Here is a 19,362-nt window from a genome sequence, read left to right on the forward strand (position 1 = left end):
GGGAATGCGAGCTGCCAAATCGCGCAATGGTTCGCTGTGCAGGTCGTCTATAGTCTTTTGCTTCGAAACTCAGATATCCGATTTATACTAATCGTCTGCATTCGAGACTGCAACGAGATGAACCTGGGCCCGTAGCCCGCCGTCGCTCCTGTTCGCGAGGACAAGGGAACCGCCGTGGCTCTCGACCAGCGCCTTGACGATCGATAATCCGAGTCCGGCCCCTCCCGTTCGCCGTCCGCGCGATGGTTCGAGCCGTTCGAAGGGCTCGGTCATCGCCTCAATTTTGTCGCCGGGGATGCCGGGGCCGTCGTCATCGACAGTCAGGACCACATCTTCTGTCAACTGCACCCTCAATCGCGCCCGCCTCCCATACCGGATCGCGTTGTCGATCAGGTTGCTCAGAATGCGTCGGAAGGCGAGCGGGGCGCAGCGGCAGTATAGCGGCCCCTCAGTGGCCTCCAGGATGACCGGATCTCCTGCCTCTCGACGTATCTCCACGTATTCGTTCGCGGCTGCTTGCGCGTCGATCACCGGTAATTCTTCGCCATCTGCTGCGTCGTTGCGGGCAAACATCAGGACATCATCAAGGAGTTGCGACATTTCCTCGAGATCCGCGACCGCTTTGTCCCGCTGCTCGCTGTCGGCAACAGAATGCACCCGCAGGCGAAGCCGTGTGATGTAGGTGCGGAGATCATGGGCGATAGCCGCGAGAACCCGGGTCCGCTCGCCGACAAGACCGCTGATCCGCGCCTTCATGTCATTGAAGGCGCCTGCGAGTTCCCGGAGTTCGCCCGCCCCGGAAACCGGAACGTCCCGCGCGCGGGTATCGTCACGAAAGGCATGGGTGGCCTCGGCCAAACGCGAGACGGGCCGCACGACCTGCCAGACCAGAATGATGAGAAGGATCGCCAATGTAGCCGCAATCACGCCGGCCACGGCGAGATAGCGGGAGGCGATGGTTTGAAGGACGATCGGGGCACGCTCGATCGCAATCACCTGGCCGGTGCGCAGTTCGACCAGCAGCCGGATCGGTCCCTGAAGGAGGTCGGCGTCGCGGGAGAAATAGCCCTCGCGGATCTGGACCTGGAGTTCCCGTCCCTCCAGCTCCGAGGCAAACTCGGCAAACTGCTGCTCAAGTCGTGGCGCGGCGCGCAGCCCACCGGCATCACCTGCATTCCGGGGAAAGCCGGGCAGCAGCTCGACGATAGTCGCGCCATTGTTGATGGCGGCCAGGACCTGGGCCTGCTGGGCGGGATCGACCGTCTCCAGCGCATCTGCGATCTCCGCCACCTCGATCGGGTCGATGAGACGGAACACGGCCGGTCTGCCGTCGGGCCAGAGGACCGCTGCAAGGATCGCCGTCTGCAGCGTCAGCATGGCAAGGAGGAACACGGCGCCAATGCGAAAGAGCAGGCTGTTGAAGACGCTGGCCATATTTATCGCCGCAGTTCTTCGACCGGGGGCGCGAACAGGTATCCGCCGCCTCTGATCGTTCGGATCATTGTTGGCGTCTTCGGATCATCACCGAGCTTGCGCCGGAGCCGGCTGAGTTGCACGTCGATTGTGCGGTCGTAGGGGTTGGCGTCCCGACCACGTGTCCAGTCGAGAAGTTGATCCCGCGTCAGAACGCGCTGCGGATGGCTTGCCAAGGCGAGAAGGAGGTCGAATTCCCCACCCGTCAACTCGACGTTATTTCCGCGCGGATCGCGGAGCACGCGTGAACCTGCATCGAGTTCCCAACCGGCGAAAGCGAAGACGCGTCTGGCCATGGCCGATGGACGATGCACGTCGCGAGTCCGTCGCAGGATCGCCCGGACGCGCGCTATGAGTTCTCGGGGATTGAACGGCTTGGGCAGATAATCATCGGCCCCGAATTCCAGGCCGATGATCCGGTCGACGTCGTCACCCTTTGCGGTCACCATCAGGACGGGAATCTTGATCTCGGCGTTCTGGAGCCGGCGACAGATCGACAGGCCGTCTTCGCCCTCGAGCATCAAGTCGAGCAGCACCAGATCGACACGACGGCGGTTCAGCAGCCGGTCGAGTTCGTCGGCACCCTCGCATTGGCTGACCTCGAAACCTTCGCGATAAAGAAGGTTTGCGACCAGGGTTCTGATCTCGGGATCATCCTCGACGATGGCAATCAAGCTGCTTTCGGACATGGTCAGGCCTGTTACTTGCAGTACTTGAACTCTTGCCAACTTCGCGTTCCGATCAAGAGCGAATTGCCGGTGTTACACTTTGTTGCAATAGGACACGGTTCATTCGTCAGCGACGGGCGCATGTCTGTCATTCATTGCCTCCACGCATGGAGGTACCTCGAATGACACAGCTCTCTCTACGCTGCACCGCTCTCGCCATCGTGGTGGGCGCGGGCGCTCTATCTGCCGCCAATCCAGCGTTCGCGCAACGACTGGATACTGCTCAAATGCTCACGCGCGCCGATCTAAACGGCGATGGGCAAGTGACCAGAGATGAATTCCAGGAGGCTCGGTCCACTTTGTTCGACAGACTGGACCGAAACCGCGACGGCTATCTGGACAATTCCGATGCTCCGCGCCGTCCTCTGGCGCGGCAGCAGATCGGCGAACGTTTGAATGAGTTCCTGCAGGTTTTCGACCGCAATGGCGATGATCGGATGAGCCATGAAGAGTTCGTCGGCGGTCCTTCCTATGTATTTGCCTACGCCGACACGGACGGGAACGGCGTGATCGACTCTGGAGAATTGCAATTGTTCCGCCAGAATGCGCAGGATCTTCGCCGATGAACAGGCGCGCGTTAGCGGCGGCGGTTGTCACGCTCCTACTTACGCCCGCAGCCGCATCGGACGTCGGTGATCTTCCGGCATCTCGGGCCCGCTTGACCGCAGCGCTTCAAGCAATCGTGGAGGATGACGGGGCGCAAGGCGTTGCCGCACTAGTCTATCGAAACGGGCGGCTGGTTCATCAGGAGGTGGCCGGCGAAATCGACATTGACGAGCCACTCCCGGTCGCTTCTGCGTCTAAATGGGTCGCTGCGGCACTCGTCATGACGTTCGTTGACAAAGGGCGGCTTTCCCTCGACGAACCCATCGGTTTGCGCATGGCGACTGGCGCGCCTGAGGCCGGCCAGATCACACTACGCCAGATGTTGTCTTACACCACGGGACAGGGAAGCATCGAGAGCTTCGCGGACCTGACTCAACCGCCGGACATTTCGCTGGCCGATTCGGCCGCGCGCATATTGGGCCGGCCGCTCGAGGATCCGCCGGGGACAGTGTTCAAGTACGGAAGCGGCGCCATGCAGATTGCGGGCGCCCTGGTTGAGCAGATTACCGGGCAGCATTGGGAGGAGATCTTTCAGGAGCGTCTTGCCGGTCCTCTCGGCATGACCCGGAGTTGGTGGACCCACCCGCTCCATCCCAATATTGATCCCGACGCCGTCACGAATCCCATCATTCAGGCCGGACTGATGACCACCGCGGCCGACTACGGGCGGTTTCTGACGATGCTCGCCAATGGCGGTGTCTTTGGCGGCTCGCGCATTCTGTCAGAACGCGCTGTTGAACAGATGGAAACGCTTCAGACCGCTGACGTCGAACTGACCTACTGCCCTCCAGGGTGTGCTGGATGGAGCCCCTATGAAGGCGAACCCCGACCGGGAATATCCCCTTCTGAGCCGCGAGGAGGTGGGATATCGGCCGGAGGGCATCTGTACGCCGTCGACGGCTATGCGTTGGGGAATTGGTGTGAGCGAGCGGATCATTTCGGGCGGTGTCTATTGGTGTCCAGTCCGGGCGCTTTGGGCACTTGGCCATGGATTGACCGGCAGAACGACATCTACGGCATTTTCGTCATGCGTCACCGATTTCCGCGCGTGAGGGAAAATCTGTTTGCCGCGCGCGAAGTAATCCTCAATGATTTCCGAAGGATTCTCCAAGTTGATCAGCAGTGAAACAACCGTGCCTGATTTGCTCTTCAAACCCGCGATGAAGGTCGATCTGTCGGGCCTCGCGGCTACGAGGGCTACCTCGTGCCGATCACCTTCACGGAAGACAGCGTCGTTCGGATGATCGGCGTGGACGGCATCGATCTTGCGAGCAGCTACGTTATCGAAGCGCCTTCCGGAGAGCCTATCAGCGTCATGCTCGTTGCGCGGCGCGGGCAGGTTTCGAGGCTTGCCGCTCTGGGCTTTCAAAAGTCTCATCGTGGAAGGCAGCTTGGACACAGCGCCGTCACGCGGGCGCTCGCTGATGCTCGTGCACGCGCCGATCAAGTGATGCGGCTCGAGGTCATCGCGACGAATGCGGCAGCGATCCGACTCTACGAAAATCACGGCTTCAAGGTGGCTAGGCGACTGATGGCTATCAAATCGAACACGCAGGGGCGTCGGTGGTCAGACCAGGGTGGCACACCCGCGCGCCCGATGCCGCATTGGAAATCATTGCTCCGCTTCTTCCACGCGATCTGCCATGGCAGATCGCCACAGAATCGATCGTCTCGATCGCTCCCCATCTGTGCGGGTTTGCCAACGCCGCCGGCACGGCGGCAGCTCTATACTCGTTCAAGGAGGGCAAGGGCCGGATCATGTCTATGGCGGTTGCCCCCGACGAGCGTGGGAAAGGTCTTGCAAGCGAAATGACGAGGGCCATCATTGCGAGGCAGCCGGGCCATTGGAGCATTCCCGCAGTGGTTCCCGAGACTCTGTGCAACGGCGCGTTGGCGAACGCCGGCTGGCGCCGCAGCGCAATATCACAGCTCGAGATGCGGCGGACGTTTTCTCCAGCGTAGAAGCCACCGCGAACGACTTCCTCCGGCCCATGGCGGCGCCGCCGGGCTAGACACTCATGGCGATCCAACAAAGTGGGATTGAGCGCACTACCGTCACAGTACCGATCTAACGTTCAAGCGATGGCGGGGCGGTCGGAACAGCATTTCCGTTCCGACCGCGTTGCCTGGCCAGTCGTTTCAGCAGTTTGCGGCGGCGGGACTATTCGTTGCCCAGCCAACGGTCCCAACGCCGTTCCACCCGATACTGAACACGGGCGTCGCGTCGCGCGTCGGCCCAGGGGGTGACCACGGGGAGCCGCTGATAGATGGTCGTAACCGGAACCGGCGTGGTTGGGGTCGTATAGTAGTGTATGTATCCGGCCGATACCCATCCCCTATAGCTTGCCCAGACGACATCACACCACACGGCTCCGGAAGTGCAGCCGACAATGGTGACAGGCTGGCTCTGTGGAATCGCCACGATCACCGGATGCTGCGTTCCGGGGCCCATGCGCATGTTGACGGATGCTGTCGTCATGCCCGGGTTGGCCGAAACCATGCCTGTCGAGAGAGCGAAGGCCGCAAGGGCCGGTAAGAACAATTTGGCGAGCTTCATGGGGATCTCCTGATTTGATCGCTCCATGATCGAGCCGGTTCGAAAACGTTGTGTGATCGGTGTGTAACAAACTGTAGCAGAGCGCCTCGGCGGTAAAGAGGCGCAACAAATGGCTAGCGTCGTCTGACGCCCACATCGGAGACCGCAATCCCTTTGCCATCGCCAACGTGGCGGAGTTGAAGGGCGACGGGTTGACCATCAGCGCTGGTCTCGAAAACGACCGGACCGGGTCGTACCCATTTGTCGCCCCACTCCGTCAGCGCAATGATGACCGGCTTCAGGTCCTGTCCCTTCTGAGTGAGCAGGTATTCAACCTGCTCGCCTCCACCCCTGCATGCCCGCGAGGAGCAGGCACAAAGCAACGCAACGTTTTGTCACCACATATGCCCAACCGCCAGGCGGAAGCATCCAAGAGAAAGGGCGATGCCGAAAGCACCGCCCATACGCTACAACAGCGACGAGGATCCGGTTATACGAGCGAGCAGTTCCAGCGTCTGATGGCCGATCACGGCATCACCTGCTCAATGAGCCGGTCGGGCAACGTCTGGGACAATGCTGTGATGGAGAAGCTTCTTCTCGTCGCTCAGACCGAACGCGCCGCGCGGAAGGTCTACAGGACGAGGGATGACGCCAAGGCGGATGTGTTCGACTACGTCGAGCGCTTCTACAACCCTCGGCGACGCCACTCGACACTGGGCTACCTTAGCCCCGTCGAGTTCAAGGAGCAAGCGATGCTAGCTTAACCGAAAACCGGCAGCAGGCATCTCGGCGGCAGTACGTGCGAGTTCGGCTGGGCCGATTGGCAAGGCAGGATGGTCTGCCTTGGTTCTGCGGCCACCATTCGGCGCCACGGCAATGTGTACGGGGCGGACTGCGGTGAGCATGGGGGATGGTTCGCCTTCGATCACTTGGAGGTTGGCTGGTAATCCATTGCGTTGAGTATCCATCCGCGTTCGATGTAGTCACGGCGCGGGGGCTCGAAAAGATCGATCAGCAGATGCCAATCACCGTCCACGCCCTCGGTCGTGTGTTCAACGCCGGCAGGGATTGTCGTTAGGCTTGGTGAATCCGCAGCTAAATGCACATCCTCGCGCCAGCCGTCGGCATCTTTTCCCCACGGTGTGCGCAGATGATGGATGAAACGGCCTTCCAGAGCGAGGGAGCCTTGCGCGAAAGTGGCATGCGAATGGGGCGAAAGCTGGCGCCGGTCACGCGGACCCTGATAGCGCACCCAGTTGATGCTCATCGCGTCGGTCTGCAGCATCTTCAGGCGGGGATTATCCGCAGGCGGCTGCAGCCCATCCATGTCGAAAATCTCAGGAAGCGCGGCGAGGCGGGTGAATGGTGCAGCGTCCATCACAGCCGAAATCAGCCAGGCAAGCGTCTCTCTTTCCAATTCGATGGAGGCATCGGGAGCAAGGATGGCGAGCTGGCGCGTCCCTGCTATCCTCTGGCCACCGACGAGCGCACTGCTGCCCATCAGAATCAGTATCGACTCGCAGCCCGACGGCGTCGTCAGGCCCTCAGCGTTCTCTTGCGCGTGAAGGCGGCGAACGACGATGCCGCCGCCTTCAAGCTGCGCCTTTGTGGTGTCCTCATCGAAGAGGCTGTAGGCGTGCTCGGTCGGCTTCATGGTCAGCTCCCTGCCCGCTTGAACGGCGCTGATACCTGCACCGTGTCGCGAATAGTCAGATAATGGATACCAGCGGAGCGCGCGACAAGCGCAGCTCTTTGAGGGTCGAAGCGGGAGCGTTCGTCGAGACAGTCATCGCGAAGGGCAATGCCTATAACGCGGCCGAGGACGAGGCTGCTCTTCGTGTCGTCCTCGCGCTCCGGCTCGATCTCGATCACGCGGTAGAGGCGACATTCGAGCGTCGCCGGGGATTCTACTACGCGCGGAGCGGCGATGAAGTCGCAAGGCTCGGTGGCAACATCACATTCGCCCGCCTCGTCCACTCCCTTTGGCAGGGCCGTCGACGTCGCTACCATGCGATGCAGCAAGGATTCGCTGACCAGGTTGACGGAGAAGACCTCGGTCTCCAGGATGTTCGCGAGACTGTCCTTGCGCGGTCGGTCGTCGGGCGTATTCATCGACACTGAGATGACCGGCGGGGCGCTGGACGCGACGTTGAAATGCGAGAACGGGGCGAGATTGCCCCGCCCTGATGCATCCTGGCTGCCGATCCACGCGATGGGGCGCGGGGCGACTATGGCGTTCATCAGCCCGCGATCGGACAGGGCGGCGTTGCGCAGATCGATCAGCATGGCCTATTCCAGAACGACCGGATTGCAAAGACGGCCGAGGCCGGCGATCTCCACGACCACTTCGCCCTGCAGTTCATGGAGGTTCACGCTGCGATGCCCGTGGGGAAACTTCTCGTTGCCACGCGCCGAGGTGCCGAAGCAGAACATGTCGCCGGGCTCCAACGTGAAATAGCGTGATGCTTCGGCGACCACTTCCTCGACCTTGAAGCGGTAATTGGAGGTCGTGTCCTCAGCAAATACTTCACCGTTGAACCAGCCGGTAACGGCAAGATTGTTGGGATTTTCAACCTCGTCGGCCGTTGTGATCCACGGCGCCATCGGGCCAAACGTATCTGTCGCCTTGGAGCGAGCATGGTAGACGTAGTGGACGTCGCGGTCATCCTCCCCATGCTGGCGCCGCCAATTGAGATGGAAGGGGCGTAACAGGTCAGAGGCGCGGGAGGTCGAAATTGAGTCAAGCTGGAACTTCATGCCGTGCGACGTAATATCGTTGATAATGCCGAACCCGAACAGTGCGGCGCGGGCCTCCTCGACGGTGGCATCCTTGAGGCGCCTACCCATAATGCCAGCAAGTTCCAGCTCGGGGATCGTTTCGCCGTAGTGCTTCCGGATGACGATGGGCTTGCGGTGTCCCGTCAGCGAGGACGGAGCTTTGAGGAAGAAATTCGGCACGCCCGGATCTCGGAACGCAGCCTTGCGGATACCCATGTTGTTGAAGGCGACACCAAGGATTTTGCTGGGGCGCGGCTGGGGCGCTAGCCAGTCCAGATCCGCAGCGGAGAGCACCGAGCCCTCAGGAAGGTCGGGGCGCGACAGAATGATACGGGCGGCAGCGAGCGCAGCATCGCCTGCTTCGATGAAATCGTTCAGCGACTGCCCCGCCTGGCCCAAGCCCGCCTCGTCGAGCAGAGAACGCAAGAGCACCACCTTGTCTTCGGCAAGCGCCGCGACGAGCTCCCGGCGGCCGTTATGAAGGATGGTTCCCAGCTTCATCTTGAATTATCCCTACTGTGATATGATTGTTCTCCTTAACGCGGATATGTCGTGGAAGAAGAGCTTGATGCGGGAACGTTCCGCAATCTGGAACAACTCAACTTATTGACGGTGACGATGTCCTCCGAAACTTCGCTTGAAAAAGGGTTGGCCATCCTCGAAGCAATGAACCACCTTGGGCCGCTGCGCGTGCGCGAGATCCATGCCCGGACCGGATATCCCAAGCCAACGATCGTGCGGATGTTGAAAGTGTTGGAGAGCCGCGGCTATGTCACACGGCTGGAGCGCAATGCCGGCTATTGCCTGTCCTCTCGCGTTCTGGCGCTCAGCGACGGCTACAACGCGGTAGCAAGGCTCGTTGAGGCCGCAGCGCCACGCCTCGACAGCCTAACGGAACGCGTGCTGTGGCCGGCGGCCTTGGCAGTCCTCGATTTCGAGCACATGGTGGTGCGCTATTCGACCATTTCGCGCAGTCCTTTGTCGCATACGCACTCAACGATGAGCCGACGGCTCAGCATATTGCACCGGGCCCATGGCCGCGCCTATCTCGCCTTCTGCCCGGACGACGAGCGCGAACAACTGCTCAGCCGCCTCGACAAGGACGGCCGCATGTTCATCGAGCCATACATGGACATCTACCGTCGCCAGGGCTGGGCCGAGCGCGACCTTACGACGGATCCCCAAACCAACACGATAGCCGTACCGGTTCTCCACCCCACGGGCCGCGTGGCGGCGACAATAGGCTGCACTTTTTTCCGCTCGACCTTGCACGAGAACGGGAAGTGCAGGCTTGCCGATGAACTGAAGGAAACCGCTCAGGAGATTCTTGAGTGGCTGCAGGCCACGCCGTCGTCCATTTCGGTGAGCGAGCGAGCAGTGATGGAAGGGGAGCGCAGCGGCAGCAACAAGCGCTCCAGGCCGATCGTGTGAGGGTTGGGCAGGAATCAATCCCCCGCGAAGGCTTCTTCGCGCTTCTTACGAAGGTTGGGCAGTATCGTGGACAGAAGCAGCACGGCCGCCAGGAGCAACAGCAACAGCGAGATTGGCCGGCTGATGAAGATCGAAAAATCGCCCTTCGACAAGAGCAGCGAGCGGCGCAGGTTTTCCTCCAGCAGCGGGCCGAGGATGAAGCCGAGCAGCAGCGGCGCCGGCTCGCACCTCAGCCGCGACAGCAGGAAACCGACGAGGCCGAATACCGCAGCGACATAGACATTGAAGCTCGAATTCTCGATGCCGTAGAGGCCGATCAGGCAGAACATCAGGATCGCGGGATAGAGCACCGTATAGGGCACGCTGATCAGCTTCACCCACAGACCGACGAGCGGCAGGTTGAGCAATACCAGAATAACGTTGCCAATCAGCATCGACGTAACCAGCGCCCAGAACATCGGCGCGTTCTGGGTCAGGATCATCGGGCCGGGGACGATATTGTGCACCATCATCGCACCCATCATAAGCGCCATCACGCCGTTAGACGGAATGGCAAGCGTCAGCATTGGGATGAACGACGTTTGCGCCGCAGCATTGTTGGCCGCTTCCGGAGCTGCTACGCCTTGGATCGCACCTTGGCCGAACGCCGACGGATCACGAGCGACCTTCTTTTCCAGCGAGTAGGCAGAAAAGGAGGCGAGCGCCGCGCCGCCGCCCGGCAGGATACCGAGGATGGCGCCGAGTAGCGTGCCGCGGATTGCCGCCGGCGTGCCGAGGCGGAAATCTTCCTTCGACGGCCACAAACGGGATACGCTGTGGAGATCGGTCTTTCCTGAAGTTTTCTGCGCAACATTCACCATGATCTCTGCAAAGGCGAACAGCCCCATCGAGATGGCGACGAATTCCAGGCCGGACATCATCTCCAGTCTGCCGAAGCCGAAGCGGGTTACGCCGCTGTTGAGGTCGGTGCCGACGGTGCCAAGGATTAGGCCGATCACGACCATACCGAGCGCCTTGATGATCGATCCGTTGGCGAGGATCACCGCCGCGATCAGGCCGACGATCATCAGTGAAAAATACTCGGGCGACTTGAAAGACAGCGCGGCCCTGGCGAGGAGTGGCGAGAAGCTGGCGATGAAAATGGTCGCCAGGGTGCCGGCGAGCACTGAAGCAAGTGCGGCGGTTGCGAGCGCCGCACCTCCGCGTCCCTGTCTCGCCATCTGGTAACCGTCGATCGCGGTGACGACTGACGAGTTCTCGCCCGGCAGGTTAACGAGGATCGCCGTGGTGGAGCCACCATATTGCGCGCCGTAGTAGATGCCAGCAAGCATGATCAGCGCCGAGATCGGGTCGAGCGTGAACGTCAGCGGCAGGAGCATCGCTATGGTTGCAAGCGGCCCTAGCCCCGGCAGGACGCCGATGGCGGTGCCCAGCAGCGCGCCGGTGAAGCAGTAGAGGATGTTGTGCAGCGCCAGCGAATGCGAGAATCCGAGCGCGAGATTGTCTATGAACTCCATGTCGTCAGAACCTCACCATCGGTAGGCGCAGATCGAGCCCGACGATGAAAACAAGCCACGCAAAGATGACCAAAGCAATCGAGACGGCGGCGACGCGCAGCCAGTTTGCGCGCGGCTCCGACAGGGCGCTCATGAAGGTCGATGCGATGACCGCCGGCGCAAGCCCGAACGATTCCAGCAATACGCCGGCAGCGGCGGCAGAAGCGGTGATGCAGACGATCGCCCGCCAAGGCGTCGGACCGAACTCGCCGGGCTCGCGCTTCACCCAACCGGAGACGAAGACGCCAAGGCCGAGTAAGGTGAGCAGGCTGCCGAGGACGAACGGAAAGAACCCCGGCCCCATCCGGCCTGGGGTTCCGAGTGAATAGCTGGTTGCGCCCCAGGCGACCGCGAGGCCGAACGCGACGAATAGAAGGGCAGTTAGCCCGTCCGCACTGCGCAGTAAAAACCGCAGCATGTCTGGTCCTCCGCTAGTACACCGCTGTTCACCCGGACCGCGAGCGAACACCGTGGCTCTGCAACTCAGGCCTTCGGCAGGTCGGCGATATGCGCGCCTGCGCGGACGGCTTCGATACGGCGGCCTTCAAGTTCGAACATCTTCAGGCAGCCTTCGGCGACGGCGCGCGCATGCTCGTGCGGCACGATGCAGACGCCCGTGTCGTCGGCAACGATCAGGTCGCCCGGACTGACGCGCAGGCCGCAGATGCTGACGGGGCCATTGATTTCCGTGGTCTGTACGCGCCACTTGCCGGTGATAGGGCTAACCTCGGTTGCCCATTTCGGAAAGCCGATTTCCCGCGACAGATTGAGGTCGCGGATGCCGCCGTCAACGATGGCGCCGATGACGCCCTGGCGCTGCGCGATGGTCGAGGAAACACCACCCATATTGGAGAGGCCCGCCACGCCCTGAATGACGATAACGTCACCGGGCTTGGCGAGGTTATGCGCCTCCATCTCGGCCATGCCGTTGAAGCCTGCCGCCGCGCGCTGGTGCGGGTTTCCGTCTCCGCGCAGCGGTTCGTGGCGGACCGTTACCGCCGGGCCAACGATTGGCTGGCCGTGAATGGTGGGCTGCAACTGTGACGCGGCGACCGCGCCGACGAGGCCCAGCTTGTCCATCACGTCCGACACCATCGAGGTATCGCAGCCGATGGTCCTGAAGGTGTCGGTGATGTCCTGCGACGGGCGCGGAATGTCGAGCGCAGCGATGCGCTCTGCAGCGATCTTGCCAGTCAGTCGCGTTGTCATGGTTATATCCGTAGAGCAAACCGGGCGGCTGAGGCCGCCCGAATTGACGTTCGCTAGAAGAGGCCTCTTTCCTTGACCTTTGTCCAACGATCGATCTCGTTGATGATGAAGTCCTTAGTCTTGGCCGGGTCGAGCGCCAGCAGTACGGAGCCCTCGCCCTCAATCTCCTTGCGCATCTCGTCGGTTGTCAGGAACGCTATTGCTGCATCCGAAACCGTCTTGACGATCTCGGCGTCGGTGCCGGCCGGAGCCGCGATGCCGAACCAGGTACCCATCTCGAACGGGAAGCCGGCTTCTGCGAAGGTAGGGACTTCAGGCGCGAGCGGGCTGCGGTCGGACGAGGCTATCGCCAGGGCACGCAGGGCGCCGCTCTCGACATGCGGCTGCACCAGCATGATGGTCGGCATCAGCATGTCAACTTCGCCGCTGACAACCGCGGTCACGGCCGGGCCGCCGCCGTTGTAAGGGATTGCGTTCATCTCAAGGCCGGCTTCCGCACCGAACAAAACGGACGACAGGTGCGGCTGCGAGCGGTCGCCGAAGGTGCCGTAGTTGACCGATCCCGGTTCCCTCTTGGCGAGGTCGATGAACTCCTTGAGGTTCTCGGCGTTGACGCTCGGATGGACTACGAGCGCCGTTGGCGAGATCGAGACCATGGTGACCGGCTCGAAGTCGACGGCCGGATCGTACGGCTTCTCCTCGCTGAGGACGGCGTTGGTCACGTAGGACGAGGACATCATCAGCAAAGTGTAGCCGTCCGGCTTCTGCTGAGAGGCGTACTGGATGCCGATCAGGCTGCCTGCGCCCGGCTTGTTCTCGACAACCACCGGCTGGCCGAGGCTCTTGGAGATACCGTCGGCGACCTTGCGCGCCAGGATGTCCGTGCCGCCGCCGGCGGCGAACGGAACGACGAGGGTGATCGGCCGATCCGGATAATCTTGCGCAACCGCCGCTGACGCAGCAAACCCGAGCGCTACCAGACCGAGTGTTGCGCTGGCTAAATAGTTCTTGAACATATGACTTACTCCCGCTATGCCGCCCTAACTCGTGTCTACGAGCCTCCTCTAGGTGACCCTTCCCCTCTAGGCGGCAAGACAGCAGGCCGCCAGCCCGATCCGAAGCTGTTCCGCATGTTGGAATAAGCCCAGAAATACAACACCTCTTGGATGACGAGTTTACGCTATATGGAAAAGGCAGCGACGTCCTACCTGATGGCGCCCTCGCTCGAGCGGTCGACTCGAGGGCTGGAACACGTGCTAATGCAAGTCCGGGAACATCATTAGACTGCGTCGGGTGTGTTGGCGTCGAGGCCGCATCAGCATGTCGAAGCCTCGCGCGCGTAATCCGCCATCGCGCGAACAAGGCACGTCAGAATATTGCGCACCGCGTTCCCATCGCAATAGTGTGTCTGCTTTGAGAATAAATATTCGCGGTTGGCAATAACCGACACGCGGGCGCACAGCGGGGTTACGCGTCGCCGAGGTGTCGACGCTGAAGGTCGCCGACGTCGACAGCGAGCGCATGCTGCTCAGGGTCGAGCGCGGCAAGGGCGGGCGCTATCGCAACGCCATGCTGTCGCCGGACCTGCTGACGCTTCTGCGTGAGTGGTGGAAGGTCGGACGTCAGCAAGGCGTGATGCACCGCGACGGCTGGTGCCGCATTGTCGAGGCGGGTGAATTGCACAACCACCGGAGAAGGTCCCCTCGACACGTCCTGTCGAGCGTCATCACCTCCGATCTGTCGACCGTCTTGCAGCACACGCGGCTCGAAAGCCGCCGGGCAGCGTACGCACCGTTGTCGGCCATCGCCTATTCGGAAGCCTGAGCGGGCCCGCTCATCGCTTCGAGGAACATTGGGAGTGGCAACCGGTTCAGTATCGCAACGGAAGGAGGAGCTGGTGTCAGGAGAAGTGCAAGGAAACGCAAATCTCGGGATCCTGAGCGCATGGAATCTCGCCGCCCGTTTCCGGCTTCTGCCGGCGGCGCTCGGCCTGGCCGCTGCAGGCGAAATGTCATCATGGCCCCACTTCCGATTCCCATGCATGAGGGAAGCTTATTTGCGATCTGGACGAGCAGTGGTCGGCGTTCCGCTTGGGCCGCCACCTGAAATAGTTGAGGTCACACGCGCCAACAAGAAAAACTCTTGCGGGCAAGCCTGATCATGCAGAGGCAACGGCGACCGGCCACGATACGTGTGAAGCGCGATCGAGGTGCGGCAGCGGAGGTTCGGGGGAACGCGGTACTGCTGCGGCAGTTTGACAGGGATGGCTGAGTATCTGAACGTCCTCCTTCTGGCGCTACTCCCTGCAGGGGGAATGGTCGTCGGCACCGTGCTGGCTGAGCTGACCGGCACGTCGCGACGGACGTTGAGCCGAGCTTTGCACGTTGCCTCGGGCGTCGTCCTCGCAGTCGTCGCAGTCGAGCTCTTACCGGAGAGCCTCGGCGGAGCGGCGCCGCCGTGGGCAGTTGTTTTGGGCCTGTGTCTCGGAGGAGCATTCTACATCCTGCTCGAATGGCTTATCGAACGGTCGGCCGGCGGGGAGGAAAGCGCCGGCGCCTGGATGATCTATACCGCAGTCGCCGTGGACCTTTTCAGTGACGGGCTGATGATCGGTGTTGGTTCGGTCCTGTCCTTGCAGCTCGCGCTGTTGCTCGGACTCGGGCAAAGCATGGCCGACCTGCCGGAAGGATTTGCCACTGCGGCAAATTTCAAGAACAAGGGACAACCGCGCGGGCGCCGCCTGCTCGTCGCAGCATCCCTGATACTTCCCTCCCTGGCCGGTGCAAGCCTTGGCTACTGGCTGCTGCGGGACCGGAGCGAGGCGCTGCAGCTGACCGCCCTCGCCTTCACCGCCGGTATCCTGCTGATCGCCGCGGTCGAAGAAATGCTGAAGCAGGCGCATGAGGTGGCCGAGGACACCAGGCTCTCGGCTGCGTTCCTCATCGGCGGCTTCAGCCTGTTCACCATTTTCGCCTCCTATTTCGACTCATGACCACAGTTCCCATCCCCTTCTATGCCGCCGTCGCGGTTGCCGGAGCCATCTTCCTGCTCGTTCAAGCTCTTACGCGACACCTGCAGTTTCTCAGGGAAGTCTTGCCGATACCGCTCGCCGCCGGTCTCATCGGCGCCTTCCTCATCCTCTGCGGGCGCGGGTTTGGCTGGAACATCGAGGTGCCGCATCAAGGTACTGAGGTCGATTTCCTCATCGCTCTCCTCACGACCAACATGGGACTACACCTGACACGCCGCGTGCTTGCGGCGGGTCTGCCCGCGTTCGGGGTCTTTCTTAGCGGTGGAATTGCGCTGTTCGGGTTGCAGCTCGCCGCTGCCTATCTGGTCGCGCAGGCGGGACCCAGCCCGCTGGAGACGGCGATTTTGACAGGCCCGCTTTCCTTCCTCGGCGCGCCTTACAACCTCAATCCGCCTGCGCAGGTGCCACCTATCGCCGATCTGCTCCAGCCCGCTTTTGCCGATCCCGAGGCGAGTGCACGCGGGATGATGATGCTGGGTGTTCTTCTCGGGCCGCTTGTCGCGTCTTACCTTGCACGGCGGTTCTTTTCCCGAGCAGGCTTCGGATCGCCGAAGCCTCCGGCGCAGGACCAGGAAACACCCAGGGTCTCCATCAGCAGCTTCGCCAAGCGGGAGACGACAATCGTCGTCCTCATCCTCATCATCGTGAGTGCAGCCTTCGGCATCCAGGCCGCACTCCTGGCCCTCGTACCCGGTCTCACAGACGATCACGTGCCGGTCATAGTCATTGCCTATCTGTTGGGAGGCGCCACACGGATGGCCTGGATTCCCGTCGCGGGGCCCAGGGCGTTCCCCGAGACGGCCCTGACCGCGCTGCTTCTGGGCCCGACGATGAGTATCGTGCTGACTTACGCCATTATGAGCGTGCCGCTGCACATGCTGGCGAACGTCTCGCCGCCGATGCTGCTTGCGGGCGTTTTGGTGATCTCCTGCAGCGCCGCCGTCGGTGCCCTGCTCTTTCCGGTGTTCGCCCGTATCCTCGACCCCTATTACGCCGCCGTAGTCGCCACGGCGTTTGTTGCGGTGACGACGGCCTGGGGGCCCGCCGCGATGTCCTTCCTCAGGCGGTCCACGGACGAGGCTGGGGAGGTCGAGCCGATGCCGGCCATCCTGCCGCTCAGCGCGTTCTACATCTTTCCATGGACGGCCATTCTGCTGACAGAGCTTGTATTCGTGATCTTTCGATAACGAGCATCCCCGAAACAGGGGGATACGCGATCGAGGAACTCGCCGCCGCTCTCGGAGATCGTGTCGAGGCGGGCGAGGTGCTTGCACGTCTCGACGACGCCGCTCTGCGGTCGCAAGTCGCGCAGGCCGAGGCCGAATCCGCGTGGGCAAGCCCGCCTACGAGGCGTCCGAGGAGGCGGCATCCGAGATAGGCCTGACTGTGATTGCGATCAGCTTCAGCATCGTTGCCGTGTTCGCTCCCGTCAGCTTCATGTCCGGCATTGCTGGGCAGTTCTTCAAGCAGTTCGGGATCACGGTCGCAGTGGCGGTCCTCTTTTCGCTGCTAACCGCACGCCTGATCACGCCGATGTTCGCGGCCTATTTCCTCAATAGCCGCGGCAGCGGGCGCCAGGAGCGTGATGGCTGGATCACGCGGAGCTATATGCGAATCCTGGCATGGACGCTCCGGCATCGCGCGATCACCCTGATCGCGGGCCTCGTCGTCTTCGCGGCGTCGATCGATTCAGCGACGTCGCTTCCAACAGAGTTCGTGCCGCCGACTTCTGATGCTGATGGGGATCGTGACAACGAAGCCATCATGCCGGTAGAGTTCGCGCTACAGGCGGCTGCGCATGGTTCCGACCGTGTTTCGGCGATGATGGATGCCGGCCACAAGCGGGCCCGCCCCATCGTCATGACAACAGTGGCGATGGTGGCGGGAATGGTGCCTTCGGCGCTCGCGCAGGGCGCCGGCGGAGAGTTCCGCGCCCCTATGGCGATCGCGGTGATTGGGGGCCTGTTGCTATCCACGCTTTTATCACTGCTCTTCGTGCCATCGCTGTTCAGTGTCTTGGAGCGCTTGAAGGACGGGCTGAGATGGCTGCTCGTGAGGCTGCTGGGTTTCGAGCGCACCTCCGCAACGCAATCGGAGCCGTCGGGAGAATGAATGGCACAGCAGATCCTCAGACGTCCTATTAGAGGTAAGGTGACAGGCATGGAGCTGCAAAACTCGCCGGCAGTGCAAGACTGTGACTTCGCCATCTCAGCACTGGTCAAGGGCGGCGATGGGAACGGATCGGACCGCCGATAGTTGGTCCGCGGCAAACCACCAAGATCGACACAGTATGCGAAATCCGCTCGTGGTATTTTTCCTGCTCGCATTCGGCCTCTCCTGGGTGCAGGCGTGATTGCCTTGATGCTGCAACTACGCAGGGATCATATCCGCTCCCCTGGATACTGAATCCGCTGCAGGGCACGCTGCTTTTCATAGCCCTCTGGGATCGAGCCTGGCAGGGATTGCAATGACGGCTCGCGAGGCTGGACTGGCCGGCGTCAAGGAATTGATCGCTGCAAGCGGCGGCGATGGGGGAGCAAAGCGGCCGCCCCAGAAGCGATCTTGGCCTGATCTGAATCATCGAGTCGAGGCACAGCGTAGTCCAGCGTGCTGTAGAGTGGTTGCGGGAGGGCGCGCCCTTCATAACTTGGCGCCGGACGGCCGGCCCATGGGGCCGGCCGATGTTGGCGAAGTTGCTAATCAAGTAAAGGTGGTTGCGGGGTCCGGCTATCAGCAGGAACACGCGGCGCTTGTCGCGATCGGGTTCGGCGCCTCGCACCCATCGGCCCCCCTCGGCGGCGGATGAACGGGGCGACGCCTGTCCGCAACGCCGGCGAGGCGGATGCGTCAGACCTTTATTCCGAACAGCTTTTCTGCATTTCGGAACGCAATTTTTTCCTTGGCCTCGCGTGGCAGATCGACTGCCCGAAACCAGTCTGTTCCTTGCTTCATGTCTGCAAACGGGTAATCGGTTGCAAACATCACTCGATCCACACTGATGTACCTCAACAAAAGATGAAGCAGCTCATCCTGGAAGAACGCGCTGGTTGTGTACCAGAAATTGTCACTGAAGTACTGCTCGAGAGTTTTATTCAGCGCATCTTCGGTCGACTCGCTCATATCTCCCACGATACGCTCGTAGTAGAACGGAAGGCCCTCTCCCATATGGCCGATAATCATCTGCAGTTTAGGGAATCTGTCGAACACCCCAGTCATGATCAGTCGAAGACATTGAGTAAGCACCTCCTGGTGCCATCCATATCCTGAACCGCTGAAAATGTAGTTTTGGAACTCCTGGTCATACCCCGGACGCGTAGTGCGGTAGTAAATATCGAAGACTTCATCGGGTGGGAAACCTGGATGCAGGTATATCGGCACATCAAGTGCCTCGGCACGCGCCAGAATGGGCTCAAAATCGGGGTGGTCGAGGAATTTGTTGCCAATGAAACCATTGGTCATGGCCCCCACAAAACCATCTTCCCGAACGGCGCGTTCCAGTTCGTCCGCTGATGCCTCCGGGTCCTGCAGCGGCAAGGTTGCATAGGCCTGGAATCGCCCCGGATAGGTGGCCATCGGGCCATCGGCGATCATCTTGTTGAGCCGATACGCAAAATCGATGCCTTCCTGACCGGGGACATTCTGCACGCCCGGCGTATGTGCGGAGAGGATTTGAACATTGATCCCCGCCACGTCCATTGCACCGATGCGGCCAGGGCCGAGTTCGGCAAGACCGGTTTCCTCGAGGTACTCTACATGTTCATCGTTAATCGCGTTCAGCGCTATCAGTTCGTCGGTGGTATAGGTCTCTTCCGTGGCGATGAATGGCAGGTCCTGGTCTCGCAACGCGATGACCGAAGGCTCTGCCGCGGCGGCGCGGGAGACAATGGCGGGCGCGGACAATCCGGCACCAACACCAAGCACGGCCGCGCCACCCAGAAAACTGCGGCGTCCCATTGCAAGGCTCTTTTGGGGTTTTTCGATCTGTTTCACGTCAGTTTCTGCTCCGATGTTTGC

At 61.4% G+C, this 19,362-nt stretch carries 17 protein-coding genes and 3 pseudogenes; 8 read left to right on the plus strand and 12 right to left on the minus strand.

What is annotated here, in order from left to right; translation table 11 throughout:
* Window positions 1–87 precede the first annotated feature (87 nt).
* Both PVE73_RS18010 and PVE73_RS18015 read right to left on the minus strand, forming a co-directional pair.
* Window positions 88–1,434, minus strand: a complete 1,347-nt coding sequence (locus PVE73_RS18010) for an ATP-binding protein (protein WP_277363562.1) — start codon at window positions 1,432–1,434, stop codon at window positions 88–90.
* Between the two features lie 2 nt (window positions 1,435–1,436).
* Complete coding sequence (locus tag PVE73_RS18015; protein WP_277363563.1) at window positions 1,437–2,162, minus strand: response regulator; 726 nt, start codon at window positions 2,160–2,162, stop codon at window positions 1,437–1,439.
* Between the two features lie 161 nt (window positions 2,163–2,323).
* Here PVE73_RS18015 and PVE73_RS18020 point away from each other — a divergent pair, with 161 nt between their 5' ends.
* Together PVE73_RS18020 and PVE73_RS18025 are read left to right on the plus strand one after the other, a co-directional pair.
* Window positions 2,324–2,767: a hypothetical protein gene (locus PVE73_RS18020; protein ID WP_277363564.1), complete on the plus strand. Its 444-nt coding sequence runs from the start codon at window positions 2,324–2,326 to the stop codon at window positions 2,765–2,767.
* Window positions 2,764–3,933 (plus strand): serine hydrolase domain-containing protein, encoded by a 1,170-nt coding sequence (locus PVE73_RS18025; RefSeq protein WP_277363565.1) that lies wholly within the window; start codon window positions 2,764–2,766, stop codon window positions 3,931–3,933. The genes PVE73_RS18020 and PVE73_RS18025 overlap by 4 nt, the downstream gene beginning before the upstream one ends.
* A gap of 1,035 nt (window positions 3,934–4,968) precedes the next feature.
* On the opposite strand, the gene PVE73_RS18030 is transcribed toward PVE73_RS18025, so the two are convergent.
* Window positions 4,969–5,364: an SH3 domain-containing protein gene (locus PVE73_RS18030; protein ID WP_277363566.1), complete on the minus strand. Its 396-nt coding sequence runs from the start codon at window positions 5,362–5,364 to the stop codon at window positions 4,969–4,971.
* Between the two features lie 461 nt (window positions 5,365–5,825).
* Between PVE73_RS18030 and PVE73_RS18035 the strand changes: the two are divergent.
* Window positions 5,826–6,107 (plus strand): annotated as a pseudogene (locus tag PVE73_RS18035) (IS3 family transposase); the annotation flags it as partial.
* Window positions 6,108–6,128: 21 nt separating this feature from the next.
* On the opposite strand, the pseudogene PVE73_RS18040 reads toward PVE73_RS18035, so the two are convergent.
* The 4 genes and pseudogenes from PVE73_RS18040 to PVE73_RS18055 all read right to left on the minus strand — a co-directional run.
* Window positions 6,129–6,248, minus strand: a pseudogene (locus tag PVE73_RS18040) (3-keto-5-aminohexanoate cleavage protein); the annotation flags it as partial.
* Between the two features lie 20 nt (window positions 6,249–6,268).
* Complete coding sequence (locus PVE73_RS18045) at window positions 6,269–6,997, minus strand: hypothetical protein (protein ID WP_277363567.1); 729 nt, start codon at window positions 6,995–6,997, stop codon at window positions 6,269–6,271.
* Window positions 6,998–6,999: 2 nt separating this feature from the next.
* Entirely contained in the window at window positions 7,000–7,629 is a 630-nt protein-coding gene (locus PVE73_RS18050) for a flavin reductase family protein (protein ID WP_277363568.1), read from the minus strand.
* A 3-nt stretch (window positions 7,630–7,632) separates the two neighbouring features.
* Window positions 7,633–8,622 carry a fumarylacetoacetate hydrolase family protein gene (locus PVE73_RS18055; RefSeq protein ID WP_277363569.1) on the minus strand — a complete coding sequence of 330 codons (990 nt, stop codon included), beginning with the start codon at window positions 8,620–8,622 and terminating at the stop codon, window positions 7,633–7,635.
* A 51-nt stretch (window positions 8,623–8,673) separates the two neighbouring features.
* Here PVE73_RS18055 and PVE73_RS18060 point away from each other — a divergent pair, with 51 nt between their 5' ends.
* Window positions 8,674–9,552: a helix-turn-helix domain-containing protein gene (locus PVE73_RS18060; protein ID WP_277363570.1), complete on the plus strand. Its 879-nt coding sequence runs from the start codon at window positions 8,674–8,676 to the stop codon at window positions 9,550–9,552.
* A 14-nt stretch (window positions 9,553–9,566) separates the two neighbouring features.
* Here the strand turns inward: PVE73_RS18060 and PVE73_RS18065 are convergent, their stop codons facing one another.
* The 4 genes from PVE73_RS18065 to PVE73_RS18080 all read right to left on the minus strand — a co-directional run bounded on the left by PVE73_RS18065 (window position 9,567) and on the right by PVE73_RS18080 (window position 13,333).
* Window positions 9,567–11,069, minus strand: a complete 1,503-nt coding sequence (locus tag PVE73_RS18065; RefSeq protein WP_277363571.1) for a tripartite tricarboxylate transporter permease — start codon at window positions 11,067–11,069, stop codon at window positions 9,567–9,569.
* A 4-nt stretch (window positions 11,070–11,073) separates the two neighbouring features.
* Entirely contained in the window at window positions 11,074–11,526 is a 453-nt protein-coding gene (locus PVE73_RS18070) for a tripartite tricarboxylate transporter TctB family protein (protein WP_277363572.1), read from the minus strand.
* A 65-nt stretch (window positions 11,527–11,591) separates the two neighbouring features.
* Window positions 11,592–12,317 carry an RraA family protein gene (locus PVE73_RS18075; protein WP_277363573.1) on the minus strand — a complete coding sequence of 242 codons (726 nt, stop codon included), beginning with the start codon at window positions 12,315–12,317 and terminating at the stop codon, window positions 11,592–11,594.
* A 53-nt stretch (window positions 12,318–12,370) separates the two neighbouring features.
* Complete coding sequence (locus PVE73_RS18080) at window positions 12,371–13,333, minus strand: tripartite tricarboxylate transporter substrate binding protein (protein ID WP_277363574.1); 963 nt, start codon at window positions 13,331–13,333, stop codon at window positions 12,371–12,373.
* A gap of 445 nt (window positions 13,334–13,778) precedes the next feature.
* On the opposite strand from PVE73_RS18080, the pseudogene PVE73_RS18085 reads away from it, so the two are divergent.
* From PVE73_RS18085 to PVE73_RS18100, 4 genes and pseudogenes are all read left to right on the plus strand, one after another.
* Window positions 13,779–13,970 (plus strand): annotated as a pseudogene (locus PVE73_RS18085) (tyrosine-type recombinase/integrase); the annotation flags it as partial.
* 661 nt (window positions 13,971–14,631) lie between these two features.
* Complete coding sequence (locus PVE73_RS18090; RefSeq protein ID WP_277363575.1) at window positions 14,632–15,309, plus strand: ZIP family metal transporter; 678 nt, start codon at window positions 14,632–14,634, stop codon at window positions 15,307–15,309.
* Window positions 15,306–16,535, plus strand: coding sequence for a sodium/glutamate symporter (locus tag PVE73_RS18095; RefSeq protein ID WP_277363576.1), 1,230 nt, complete (start codon window positions 15,306–15,308; stop codon window positions 16,533–16,535). Before PVE73_RS18090 ends, PVE73_RS18095 begins: the two co-directional genes overlap by 4 nt.
* A 142-nt stretch (window positions 16,536–16,677) precedes the next feature.
* Window positions 16,678–17,460, plus strand: a complete 783-nt coding sequence (locus tag PVE73_RS18100) for an efflux RND transporter permease subunit (RefSeq protein ID WP_277363577.1) — start codon at window positions 16,678–16,680, stop codon at window positions 17,458–17,460.
* A 735-nt stretch (window positions 17,461–18,195) separates the two neighbouring features.
* Here the strand turns inward: PVE73_RS18100 and PVE73_RS18105 are convergent.
* A complete protein-coding gene (locus PVE73_RS18105) occupies window positions 18,196–19,338 on the minus strand; it encodes an amidohydrolase family protein (protein ID WP_277363578.1) in 1,143 nt (380 codons plus the stop codon).
* Window positions 19,339–19,362 lie beyond the last annotated feature (24 nt).

This window comes from Chelativorans sp. AA-79, assembly GCF_029457495.1.
Classification (GTDB): Bacteria; Pseudomonadota; Alphaproteobacteria; order Rhizobiales; family Rhizobiaceae; genus Chelativorans.